This is a genomic window from Microbulbifer sp. CAU 1566 (assembly GCF_023156515.1).
Classification (GTDB): Bacteria; Pseudomonadota; Gammaproteobacteria; order Pseudomonadales; family Cellvibrionaceae; genus Microbulbifer.
The window spans coordinates 370988-383245 of the sequence record NZ_JALNMG010000003.1 but is presented as its reverse complement, the minus strand read 5'-3'; the positions used below and the strand labels follow the sequence as shown (position 1 = coordinate 383245).

Genomic DNA, 12258 nt, shown 5'->3' with positions numbered 1-12258 from the left:
TCCCATGCCAACCATTATTTCCCCCAGCGATTACGCGCGTGCCATCGGCAGTGAAACCCAGGCTACCGACTGGTTCCAGATTGACCAGGAACGTATTAACGCCTTTGCCGACTGCACCCTGGACCACCAGTTTATCCACGTGGACCCGGAAGCTGCAGCCAAGTCGCCCTTTGGTAGCACCATCGCCCACGGTTTCCTGTCCCTGTCCATGTTGTCCTACTTCGCCGAGCAACTGGAAGTGGTGCTGGAAGGGGTAAAAATGGGCGTGAACTATGGTCTGGACAAGGTGCGCTTTATCAACCCGGTAAAGGTGGATCAGCGTGTGCGGGCCCGCGCCAAAGTACTGGATATTCTCGAAAAAAATCCGGGCCAGTTCCAGTTGAAACTGGAGGTCACCGTGGAGATTGAAGGCCAGGAAAAGCCGGCGCTGATCGCCGAGTGGCTGGTGATGCAATTTGTATAAGTAGTATTCCAATCAAAATTTCGCATTCAAATAACAAGCGTTAACGGAGAGAACCATGTCTATTTCATTTGACGGCAAGGTGGCGATTGTCACCGGTGCGGGTAACGGCCTCGGCCGCTCCCACGCACTGGAGCTGGCGCGTCGGGGTGCCAAAGTAGTGGTGAACGATCTCGGCGGTGCCCGTGACGGTTCCGGCGGGTCCCTGAGTGCTGCAGAAACCGTGGTGCAGGAAATTATCGCTGCCGGGGGCGAAGCCATTGCCAATGGCGCCAACGTTACCGATTACCTGCAAGTACAGGAAATGGTAAGGGAAGCGGCAGAGCGCTGGGGGCGAGTGGATATTCTGGTAAATAACGCCGGTATCCTGCGCGACAAATCTTTCGCCAAGGCACCCATGGACGATTTCAAACTGGTCGTCGATGTACACCTGATGGGCAGCGTCAACTGTACCAAGGCGGTGTGGGAAATCATGCGCGAGCAGCATTACGGTCGCATTGTCATGACTACCTCATCTTCCGGGTTGTACGGCAACTTCGGGCAGTCCAATTATGGCGCGGCCAAAACCGGCGTGGTGGGTTTTATGAATACCCTGTGTCTGGAAGGCGAAAAATACGGTATCAAGGTCAACTGCCTGTCGCCCACTGCGGCCACGCGTATGACCGAAGACGTTATTCCCGACCCGAAAGCACTGGAACTGCTGACACCGGAGTCTGTAACCGCGGGACTGATTGCACTGGTGGCAGAAGACGCGCCCAATCGTTTTATCCTTTGCGCTGGTGCCGGCGCTTACGCCAAGGCCCGCATTCTCGAAACTGAGGGCATTTATCTGCCGCCGGAACAGCAGACGGCAGAAAACGTGCTTTCCAATCTCGATGCAATTGCCGATGAGCGGGGCCAGCAAGAACTGGTGGGTGGTTTGAACCAGACCGTGAAATTTATCCAGAAGGCGGCCCAGGGTATGGGCGTCAAGCTGGACGGTTGATCGAAAGGATATTCGGGAGAATTTTTATGAAAGAAGCAGTGATTGTTTCCACCGCGCGTACACCAATCGGAAAGGCGTATCGCGGCGCATTCAATAATCTGGAAGGCGCCAGCCTCGGCGCCCACGCGGTACGCGCAGCGGTAGAGCGCGCGGGTATTGCGCCGGGTGAAGCGGACGATTGTATTTTCGGGGTAGCGTTGCAACAGGGTACTACCGGTACCAACGTTGCCCGCCAGGTCGCGCTGCGTGCGGGGCTTTCCCCCGCGGTTGCGGGTATGACCATCGATCGCCAGTGTTCTTCCGGTTTGATGGCAGTGGCGACCGCGGCCAAGCAGATCACTCAGGACGGGAGCCCAATCGCCATTGCCGGTGGCATGGAGTCTATCTCGCTGGTACAGAACCAGACGATGAACAGCTTCCGTGTGGCTGATCCGGCATTGTTGGACATGCATCCGGCGGTGTATATGCCAATGATCGATACCGCGGAGATTGTCGCAAAGCGCTATGGTATCAGCCGCGACCTGCAGGATGAGTACTCCCTGCAATCACAGATGCGAACGGCTGCGGCCCAGAAAGCTGGCTTGTTTGCCGATGAAATTATCCCGGTCACTACCCGAAAAATTGTGGTGAACAAGGAAACCGGCGAGCAATCGGAAGAAGAAGTTACTCTGTCGCTCGACGAAGGCAACCGTCCGTCAACCACCATTGACGGTCTGCGCGGCTTGAACCCGGTACGCGAAGAGGGCTTGATTACCGCAGGTAATGCCTCGCAACTTTCTGACGGCGCCGCTGCCATGGTACTGATGGACAGCAAACTGGCGGAACAGCGCAATCTCAACCCGCTGGGTATTTACCGTGGCATGGCGGTGGCCGGTTGTGAGCCGGATGAAATGGGTATTGGTCCGGTATTTGCCATTCCCAAGCTACTGCAGCGCACCGGTCTCAGTATCGACGACATTGGCTTGTGGGAGCTGAACGAAGCTTTCGCGGTACAGGTGCTTTATTGCCGCGACAAGCTTGGTATCGATAACGAAAAACTCAACGTCAACGGCGGAGCCATTTCCATTGGTCACCCTTACGGCATGAGTGGCGCGCGCATGGTGGGCCACGCCTTGCTGGAAGGTAAACGTCGGGGCGTAAAGTATGTGGTGGTCACCATGTGCGTGGGTGGCGGAATGGGCGCAGCCGGCCTGTTTGAAGTCGTTTGATCCATTGATTCGGTAACAGGAGGGCAGCGATGCAAGCTCTGGTATGTGAGGCCTTTGGCCCGGTAGAAAATCTGAAAATCCGCGATTGGCAACTGCCTGCTCTGCAGCCTCACGAGGTGCGGCTGGAAGTGCACGCCGCGGGCGTGAACTTTCCCGATGGCCTGATGGTGCAGGGCAAGTACCAGGTGAAGCCCGAGCTACCGTTTGTGGCGGGAGGCGAATGCGCCGGTATCATTCGCGAAGTGGGCGAATCGGTGAAGGGCTTCAAGGCTGGTGATCGGGTGATTGCGATGCCGGGGCTTGCGGCCTTTGCGGAACTGGTCAACGTGGATCATAAGTTGCTGATGCCGATGCCCGAGCAGCTGGACTTTCCGCAGGCGGCGGGATTCTGCATTACCTACGCCACTTCCTACTATGCGTTTAAACAGCGTGCGCAGCTGCAAGAGGGCGAAACCCTGGTGGTGCTGGGTGCAGCCGGTGGTGTCGGTGTAACCGCGATCCAACTGGGTAAACTGATGGGGGCTCGGGTTATCGCCTGTGCTTCCAGCGCTGAAAAGCTGGCTTTTTGCCGCGATGTGGGCGCCGATGAGGTAATCAATTACAGCGATGAAAACCTGAAGGACCGTATTCGCGAGTTGACGGATGGCAAGGGTGCCGATGTGATCTACGATCCGGTGGGGGGCGCCTTCACGGAAGAGGCCTATCGTTCAATAGCCTGGGGTGGTCGCTATCTGGTGATCGGTTTTGCGGCCGGGGATATCCCCAAACTGCCGTTGAACCTGCCCCTGCTGAAGGCCGGTGATATTCTCGGAATTTACTGGGGCGGCTGGGCTGCGCGGGATCCCAAGGGGAATATGCAAAACTTTGCCGAACTATTGGGATTTGTCGCGGAGGGACGCCTTCAACCGATGACCACGGAAGTCTACGCATTGAGCGAATTTTCCCGTGCCTTCTCCGCCATTGGGGAACGCAAGGCTCGGGGCAAGGTCGTACTTACCATGGATCACGCTTAAGCGGTTGTTGTTGTTGTAAACATCGGTGGAGTTTTCCCGGAAGGGAATATCCGGTAAACGAGAAAGGGGATACTGTCCGCGACAGTATCCCCTTTTTTAATCTGGTAACTAATCTGGTAACTACCTTAAAGGATTTAAGGCAAAATTCGACAGTGTTGCCGTGCTTTTGCGGTTAGATCTGCAGGTAGTTGCTCGCTGCCACTGGATCTCTGTACACGGCGCCATTGGGCGCAGAGCTCGATATAATTTCCCGCCTCGACCTCTGTTCTCAACCCGTGCCATGCATCCGTTTTCGGCGTGATCAGGCTCGGCTTGGGCCGGTATCGATCCAGTCCGGATGCCTTGTCCTGTGGAGTCAATTGCCCCGGTGCGGCACCGATATACTGGGCGGGGTGTAGCAGCACAATGGCGAGTGCTACGGCACTGAATCCGGATGCCACTTTCGACAGCAGGCGATTACCTGGCGCTGCAGAAGGCTTGATGGGTTTTATCCCTTTTAATCCGGATAGAACTTTTTCGTCCAGTGGCTTTGGCGAGTGGATTCGCCCGGCGGCCCGCCGGTACGAAGATTCCCAATGATTGCTGTTCATGCTTGTGCTACCTCAACAGAACCTTGTGCAGTCGCGGGCTTTGCCGCCGAAATCGTTGGACGCGTTTCCCGATGGCCCCAGGGTCGCACCGGCTTGGGTGCGTCTGTGGTTTGCGGCGCAACCACTGTTGTGCCAGTTTCTGTCTCTGCTGCTGCCTGTGCCGCTGCAGCCTCGGCCGCGCGGGTTGCTGCAGATTTCCAGGGTTTGCGGGCACTGCCGTTCAGCGTGAATTCTATCGCTTGTCTGCTTCCGTCGAGTGCCTGTCGGCACTGAGCCAGTGTCAGCCTTTCGATATCGGCCACTGTCGCCAGGGAAAGACCGCACTCCGTGAACAGCAAAAACACGTTGCGTTGCTGACGCGGAAGCTGCTGGATGGCACTTAGCGTATCGGAGCCTTCCAGCGCGGAACGCAGTTCAATACCCGGTTCTACTCCAGACGTGCTGGAGCCCGGACCTGAGGTCGGGGGAGCAGGGTTCCGGAGCAATTTATTGATCTGGATGTAGAGCCAGTTTTTCAGTTGGCGCCCGTGCAGTGTTGGTGGCTGCTCCAGTAGCAACCCCCAGAGTGTCTCCATAACCTGGATGCAATCACGGGGAGTCATTTGCGCACAGTAGCGAAACAGCGCGTCTTTGTAGCGCTGATAGATTTCCCGAAAGGCTTTTTGACTGCGCGTCTGACAATAGAGACTGAGTAAGTCTTCATCACTGAGACTGCACAACTTGTCCGCAAACATGGGATTTGCCTCCTTGGCCTTAATTCCCATTGTCACTTACCCGGTTGCACACCCTCCTGGAAATTCCTTTCCCGAGGTAATTCGTTGAACGAGTAAATTGTCTGTTAACGTTATTTCGCTGAATACTGCCGAGCGAATACCACTCTCTGACTCAGTGTTTACCGTGTCCGGCTTGGGAGCCCGGATGTTTTTCTGTATCGACCACTTTTTCCGCGTGGCCGGTTACCACTTTTTCCTGCCTGGTTTGATTGTCCTCAGGGGAATCCGGTACTGCCTTGGCGTGTTTTTTCCATGCCGCCAGGAATAATGTGGCGAGCCCCAACAAAATTTCATCCACAAAGGGAACCAGGTCGGGAATGAGCAGGTCAATCAAGAAGAGGGCGCAGATCCACTTGAACAGCTGTGGGTGTTTTAGCCGGCGGGCATAGTTCAGAAACCAGCCAACCAGGGCGCTGGGGAGTACGCGCTTCATAATCTCGCTTGAAAACCGCTTTCAGTACCGTGTTGGGAGTATAGTCCGCGGCGTAAAACCCGAGTGTCAGGCCGCTGGGCTTTGGGTGTGTTTTGGGCGTGAAAAGGCGCTCTCACAGTGGATGCTGTCGCTTAAATTTTGATCTGTTTTGGGGCGCTCGGCGCGGTTGTAGTCCGAAAAGTGAGCAATTATCGAGGGGTGGAGCGTGTTTTGCCCTTGAAGGGAAGAGGGAGTTGTTCTGGGCCCAATTCGGCGCGTAAATCCCTGAGTTTGACCCCAACCCCCAGCAATCGAATGGGGTCTCTGCGCTTTTCCCAACACTGTTCAAGCAGTTGTTTGAATTCACTGATGCGGGCGGCTTTACTTCCCCGCTCCTGGGTGGACTGAGTGAAATCTGCGTACTTGATTTTGATGACAGCGCTACTAATCGCATAGCGGTCTCCCAATTGCTCCAGGCGCTCGTGCAGCCGACCGTAGAGTGTTGTCATTTCTTCCAGCCATTTTTCCTTTTCGTGCAGATCCTGGGTAAAGGTGTGTTCCACACTGACACTTTTGCGGGAGCCGTCGCCACTGACGGGCCGGTTGTCGATACCCCGGCACAATTGATACAGCCGTTCGCCAAACTTTCCGTATTTTTGCACTAGCTCGATTAAGCTAAAACGCCGCAGGTCACTGCAGGTCCGGATACCCTGGCGGTGCATTTTTTCTGCGGTCACCCGCCCCACGCCATGTATCTTGTGAACCGGCAGGCGCAGGGTGAAATCTTCCACCGCGTCAGGGTTTATGACTGTCAGTCCATTGGGTTTTTGCCAGTCGCTGGCAATTTTGGCCAGGAACTTGTTCGGGGCGACCCCGGCAGAAATGGTGATCTGGAGCTCTTTCTCAACACGGGCGCGAATTTCGCGAGCGATCAGGGTTGCACTGCCATTGCAGTGGGGGCTGTCAGTGACATCGAGAAAGGCCTCGTCAAGGGATAAAGGCTCTATAAAATCGGTGTACGATAGAAAAATTTCCCGGATTTGCGCGCTGACCTCCCGATATTTTTTCATGTTACCCGGTACTACAATCAGGTCAGGGCAGAGCTTCTTTGCCTGCGCTGTGGGCATGGCCGAGCGCACGCCAAAACTGCGCGCTTCGTAGTTACAGGTGGAAATCACCCCGCGCCGGTCACTGGCGCCGCCCACGGCGATGGGCCGCCCCCGCAAGTTGGGGTCGTCCCGCATTTCTACCGAGGCGTAGAAACAATCGCAGTCGCAGTGGATGATTTTTCGCATGCTGGGATTATATCCAGTATTTTGGGTGGCCAACCACATTTGATTGGTCTCGATATAAGCCAAGGCCGGCTCCGCAACGCTGGAGGTCAATATGAGCAGAATCCCCCTGGTAGAAGTACCTTCCGATGAAGCGGTCGTCACTACATTGAGCGAAGTCCGTACCCAGCTGGGGTTTGTTCCGGCGATCTTTCGGGCTTTTGCGAATAATCCGACGCTTCTTACCCAGCTGTGGAACAGGTATCAGCACGTGATGTTGACCGGCTATTTGAGACCTCAATTAAAAGAAGGAATTGCGCTGATGGTTGCCGCTGATGAGCACAGTGATTACGGCATCCGCCTGCACAGTAATGCCCTGGAGAAATTGGGGGTAGATCCTCACGAGGTGCTGAAGATCCGCACGGATCCGGATCATGCGCACTACAATCCAAAAGATCATGCCCTGTTGGAAGTGGCTCGTCATGGCAACAGCACACCTTACGATCACGGTGACAAAGTTCTGGACGCGGCTAGAGGTGCCGGCGCGGAGGATGCCGAGATTATAGAGGCGCTGGCGGTGGCTGGATTGGCGTCGGAGATTAGTCATATCTCGGCCATTCTGAATCTTCCCGGTGACTGACGCCGAATTGCCGTGTCACTGTGACTTGATTCACTTCCGTTAGCAGCATGCCCCCTGAGCGGTTGCGATCTGCGGTATCCGACTTGCAGCCGCAGACGTAATCCATTTGAATAAATGCCATCGTAGAAAACGGTATTTCAGGCTTTCGGCTCAGGCGAGGATTGCGTGCTAACGCGGACATTACCCCCAAACTCTTTTAACCGTGCACTGCTGTGGCTGGTGTATTGCTGCGCGGCATTTTTATTGAGTCAGGCTCAGGCTTACGCTCAGGAAACCGCCAGCGGGGATCATGTCCGCGTGCGCTGGCTGGCACCGGAGCAATTTGGCCCGGCAACCGAAACCATCGGTTTCTATTTTGAAGTCGACCCCGGTTGGCATGTGTACTGGCGCAATGCGGGTGATTCCGGTGCCGCACCGCGTTTCGATTTCGTTGGTGCCAGTGGTGAGGTCGGGGAAATCCTGTGGCCGTCGCCCGTGCGCCTGCCCATCGAGCATCTCACCAACCTCGGCTACGAAGGTGACGTCGCCTACCTGTTCCAGGTAACACCCGATGCACCGCGCATGGAGCTGGTGGTGAATCTGGAATGGCTGGTGTGCAAGGTGGATTGCATACCGGGCTACGGCAATATGTCCTTGTCCCGCGCAGTTGCAGACGTTGCAGACAATGTGCAGTGGTTGCCAAAGGATCTCGCGCTGCGCGACCGGTTTGCGGCGCAGGTACCACAAACCGCAACTTCCGCCAGCTTTCCCTGGTCGGTGCAGCGGGTTACTGCGGCTGCCGAGCAGGACACGCTGCAACTGGAATTGGCCGCGGGCAGCGACGGCACAGAACCGACGCCTCCGGAAATATTCCCTCTCGATGGCGCTCTGCTGACCGCAAAGGCGCCGCAGATAGAACAATCGGGTAACACCCTTCGCTATACATTCGAGCGCGTGCCCGGGGCACCGCTCCTGCCAGCAGCGTTGCCGACCACCGGGTTTGTCGTCAGCGACGGCACACGCGCCTGGCAGCTGGACGACCTCGAAATCCAGTCCGTCGCCAGCGCACCACTGGCGGTCGACGGCGGTCAGCCTCTCTGGTTATTGATACTTGCCGCCATTGCCGGCGGCGCCATTCTGAATCTGATGCCCTGCGTATTCCCGGTGCTGTCGATCAAACTGTTCGGCCTGATGGGGCCCGGCACAGGCCCGCAGGAGCGGATGAAAGCGGGTGCGCTCTACGGTGCGGGTGTGCTGGTGACCTTTGCTTTGCTGGGCGGTTTGCTGCTGGCGCTGCGCGCCGGTGGTGCGGCCATCGGCTGGGGTTTTCAGTTGCAGTCGGCGCCGGTGGTGTTAGCGCTGATCCTGCTGTTCTGGCTGATGGCGTTGTCGTTCAGCGGGGTTTATGAATTCGGTCACCGGCTGATGAATCTCGCCGGGCACAGTCGCGGCGGCAGTTTTGCCACCGGTGTGCTGGCGGTGTTTGTCGCTGCGCCCTGTACGGGGCCGTTTATGGGCGCTGCGTTGGGTGCGGCAACCCTGTTGCCAACCCTTTCGGCCATGGCGATTTTTATCGGCTTGGGTATCGGCCTGGCTCTGCCGTTTGTGCTGTTGTGTGTTTTCCCCGCACTGCTCCGGCGCCTGCCACAGCCGGGCACCTGGATGGAAACCCTGCGCCAGTTTCTCGCTTTTCCGTTGTATGCCACGGTGATCTGGCTGCTGTGGGTACTGGGTCGCCTGGTGGGTGAGGATGGCTGGCTGCTGGGCAGTCTGGTTATGCTGGCCGTGGTGCTGGCCCTGTGGCTGGCACAACACCTGCACCGGTTTGGCAAACTGTTCGCCTGGCTATCGGTGCTGGCGGTAATTGTCCTGGGGTTGTTTGGCGCCAGATATCTGCAAGATCACCAGTCACCGCCAGAGGCCAAGGTCAGTTCCGCGGCGGGTGCTTGGCAACCCTACGACAAGACCGCCATCAACCAAGCGTTCGCGCAGGGGCAGGGCGTGTTTATTGATTTCACCGCCGCCTGGTGCATCACCTGTCAGGTGAACAAGAAGCTGGTGCTGGATACCGATGCGGCGGCTGCACTGTTTGCAAAGAATAATGTCTACCTTGTACGGGCGGATTGGACCGATCAGGATCCGGCGATCACCGCGGCGCTGGCCCAGCTTGGACGCAATTCGGTTCCGGTGTACGCCTGGTACGCGCCGGGAGAGAAAACCCCGGTGTTGTTGCCGCAGATTTTACAGCTGAGCATGATCGAGGCGCTGTTTGCCAGCAATTTAGGCTCAGACGTTGAGTAGTCCATTGACAGGTAAGTGATCGCAAACAAGAAATAACAGGAAAGAGGACGGTTTTATGAAGATGCAAAAAGTTCGAGTAAAACGGCTGTTGAATACCCTGGGCGCATTGTTGATTACCGCCCCGGCACTGGTCATGGCCGCGGCCACCCCGGGCGAAAAAGCCCCGGCTTTCTCCGAGATAGATGCGGTCGGTAAAACCCACAGCCTGGAGGATTACAAGGGCCAGTGGCTGGTGCTGGAGTGGTTCAATAAAGATTGTCCCTATGTGAAGAAACACTACGGTAGCGGCAATATGCAGGCGCTGCAGGAAAAGTACACCGGCCAGGACATTAACTGGCTGACGGTGATCTCTTCCGCGAAAGGCAAGCAGGGTTACCTGGAGCCAGCGCAGGCGGTGGCCGTGGCGGAGAGCCACAAACTGAAGGCCAGCGCGCCTTTCCTGCTGGATGTCGATGGCAGCATGGGCCGAGCTTACGGGGCTAAGACCACTCCGCATATGTTTATTATCAACCCCGAAGGGCAGGTGGTTTACGCGGGTGCGATCGACGATAACGATTCGGCCAACCCCGCGGTCATCCCCAACTCTGCCAATTACGTGGCTGCGGCACTGGATGCCTCACTGACCGGCGGTGCGGTTGAGGTGGCTTCTTCCCGCGCTTACGGTTGCAGCGTTAAGTACTGATTTTCTTAGCAAAGGGTCGCCACTTAATATTTGAGCGGTGACCTTTCTCCCTACGCACCTCCTGCGCCTTTCTTGTGCTCTATTCAAACCTCTTCTTTCTTGGATTCCGCATCTTTCCCGGAACCTGCATCGCGTTGACATTGGAATTTTGGCCTGACCAAAGATAAGATGGTTGACCAATTTCTGCGGCCGCCTTGGCCCAGCTCTCCAGCATAAATAGCGATAAGAAGACGGAAAGACCATGAAGTTTGATGTGAGCCTTGTGCGGCCGGCGCTCTCGACGTTGCTCTTAGTTTTTACACTCAGCGGTTGTGATAACAACGAAAAAGCCGGAGGTCACGAATCTGATCTGGCCAGTGAGCGCAGCGCTCCGTGGCAGGCGGATCTTGGCAATGGCCGCTATAAAAACCCGGTGTTGTACGCGGACTATTCCGACCCGGATGTGGTGGCGGTGGGGGACGATTTTTATATGACCGCGTCTAGCTTTAATGCCTCACCGGGCCTGCCGATACTGCACTCAACAGATCTGGTGAACTGGGAGCTGACCGGGTACGCGGTGGACAAAAATGTGCCGGCCGACGTATTTGCCAAGCCACAACATGGCAACGGTATCTGGGCACCAAATATCCGCTACCACAATGGAAAAGTGTGGATCTTCTTTCCCGACCCGGATTTCGGCATTTACATGATCAATACCACGGATCCCAAGCTGGGCTGGAGTGTGCCGGAACTGATCCTGCCCGGTGAGGGACTTATCGATCCTACACCGCTGTGGGACGACGATGGCCAGGCTTATCTATTGCACGGTTGGGCCAAGAGCCGCGCGGGCAAGAACAATATTCTGACGCTGCACAAGATGTCCGCGGACGCCACCGAAGTGGAGCCGGAAGGACAGGTCGTGATCAATGGCCACGAACTGGAGGGTTACCGCACTCTGGAGGGCCCGAAGTTTTACAAGCGCGGAGAATACTATTACGTGTTTGCGCCGGCCGGCGGTGTGCCGGTGGGCTGGCAGTCGGTTTTCCGTGCCAAGAATATTTACGGTCCCTACGAGGATCGCATTGTGATGGAGCAGGGCGACAGCATCACCAATGGACCGCACCAGGGTTCCTGGGTGCACACCCCGGCCGGTGAGGACTGGTTTGTGCATTTCCAGGCTCGGGGACCTTACGGACGTATCGTGCACCTGCAACCGATGCAGTGGCAAGATGGTTGGCCGGTGATCGGCGCGGACGAAGATGGCGATGGCGTGGGTAACCCGGTGGCCAGCTATCGCAAACCCGAAACGGCCAAGCCCGGCCCGGTAAAAACTCTCCCATTCGCGGATGATTTCTCGGGTGAGGAACTGTCATTGCCGTGGCAGTGGAATGCCAACTACGAGGATCACTGGTATTCCCTCAGTGCGCGCGAAGGCTATCTGCGACTGTTTGCACAACAGAATATAGCCCCGGATACCGACAATCTCTGGATGCAGCCGTCACTGCTGTTGCAGAAGCTTCCGGCACCGGAGTTTATCCTGCAGGCCACACTGGAAATTCCCGCAACTTTGGGTGAAGTGGAGGGTGGTCTGTTGATGTTTGGCGAGGACTACGCCTGGATTGGTTTCAGAAACCTGCCGGCGACGGGCGAAATCGAAATTGGCGAAGTGAGCTGCCGCGATGCCCGCAAGGGCTGTAGTGAGCACTTTCAGCCGCATACCCGGATCAGAGCTGAGAAGTTAACGCTGCGCATGACGGTGAGCCAGGGCGGGCAAACGGTGTTCAGCTATCAAAAGCCCGACGGGCGCTTCCGTGCACTCGGGGAGTTATTTCAGGCTCGTGCCGGCCGCTGGGTGGGCGCCAAGGTCGGCCTCTTCCTGCGTACCGATGACGCCAGCCAGGTGAATGCGGAAAACTTTATCGATGTCGATGAGTTCCGTTTCATTTCTCCTGCAGGCTGATTAGG

At 56.7% G+C, this 12258-nt stretch carries 12 protein-coding genes; 8 read left to right on the top strand and 4 right to left on the bottom strand.

From position 1 onward, the window contains the following. Positions 1–4: 4 nt before the first annotated feature. Genes M0G74_RS10000 through M0G74_RS09985 form a run of 4 tightly spaced genes read left to right on the top strand, consistent with a single transcriptional unit; the run spans position 5 to position 3666 of the window. The gene (locus tag M0G74_RS10000) at positions 5–463 is read left to right on the top strand and encodes a MaoC family dehydratase (protein ID WP_248216439.1); all 459 of its coding nucleotides are present in this window, start codon (positions 5–7) and stop codon (positions 461–463) included. A 55-nt stretch (positions 464–518) separates the two neighbouring features. Next, on the top strand, positions 519–1445 hold the full coding sequence (locus tag M0G74_RS09995; RefSeq protein WP_248216438.1) for an SDR family NAD(P)-dependent oxidoreductase: 927 nt from the start codon (positions 519–521) through the stop codon (positions 1443–1445). A gap of 26 nt (positions 1446–1471) precedes the next feature. Beyond that, positions 1472–2653: an acetyl-CoA C-acyltransferase gene (locus tag M0G74_RS09990; RefSeq protein WP_248216437.1), complete on the top strand. Its 1182-nt coding sequence runs from the start codon at positions 1472–1474 to the stop codon at positions 2651–2653. Positions 2654–2682: 29 nt separating this feature from the next. Then, complete coding sequence (locus M0G74_RS09985; protein ID WP_248216436.1) at positions 2683–3666, top strand: NADPH:quinone oxidoreductase family protein; 984 nt, start codon at positions 2683–2685, stop codon at positions 3664–3666. A 134-nt stretch (positions 3667–3800) separates the two neighbouring features. Here M0G74_RS09985 and M0G74_RS09980 read toward each other — a convergent pair whose 3' ends face one another. From M0G74_RS09980 to dinB, 4 genes are all read right to left on the bottom strand, one after another. Continuing rightward, complete coding sequence (locus M0G74_RS09980) at positions 3801–4256, bottom strand: hypothetical protein (protein ID WP_248216435.1); 456 nt, start codon at positions 4254–4256, stop codon at positions 3801–3803. Further along, complete coding sequence (locus M0G74_RS09975; RefSeq protein ID WP_248216434.1) at positions 4253–4990, bottom strand: sigma-70 family RNA polymerase sigma factor; 738 nt, start codon at positions 4988–4990, stop codon at positions 4253–4255. Before M0G74_RS09975 ends, M0G74_RS09980 begins: the two co-directional genes overlap by 4 nt. Positions 4991–5141: 151 nt before the next feature. After that, positions 5142–5462, bottom strand: coding sequence for a DUF6116 family protein (locus tag M0G74_RS09970; protein ID WP_248216433.1), 321 nt, complete (start codon positions 5460–5462; stop codon positions 5142–5144). A 188-nt stretch (positions 5463–5650) separates the two neighbouring features. Beyond that, complete coding sequence (dinB, locus tag M0G74_RS09965) at positions 5651–6736, bottom strand: DNA polymerase IV (RefSeq protein WP_248216432.1); 1086 nt, start codon at positions 6734–6736, stop codon at positions 5651–5653. A 91-nt stretch (positions 6737–6827) separates the two neighbouring features. On the opposite strand from dinB, the gene M0G74_RS09960 reads away from it, so the two are divergent. From M0G74_RS09960 to M0G74_RS09945, 4 genes are all read left to right on the top strand, one after another. Then, positions 6828–7352: a hypothetical protein gene (locus tag M0G74_RS09960; RefSeq protein WP_248216431.1), complete on the top strand. Its 525-nt coding sequence runs from the start codon at positions 6828–6830 to the stop codon at positions 7350–7352. A gap of 243 nt (positions 7353–7595) precedes the next feature. Then, positions 7596–9632, top strand: a complete 2037-nt coding sequence (locus M0G74_RS09955; RefSeq protein ID WP_248216430.1) for a thioredoxin family protein — start codon at positions 7596–7598, stop codon at positions 9630–9632. 55 nt (positions 9633–9687) lie between these two features. Next, entirely contained in the window at positions 9688–10314 is a 627-nt protein-coding gene (locus M0G74_RS09950; protein WP_248216429.1) for a thioredoxin family protein, read from the top strand. 241 nt (positions 10315–10555) lie between these two features. Then, on the top strand, positions 10556–12253 hold the full coding sequence (locus M0G74_RS09945; protein ID WP_248216428.1) for a glycoside hydrolase 43 family protein: 1698 nt from the start codon (positions 10556–10558) through the stop codon (positions 12251–12253). The last annotated feature ends 5 nt before the right edge of the window (positions 12254–12258 follow it).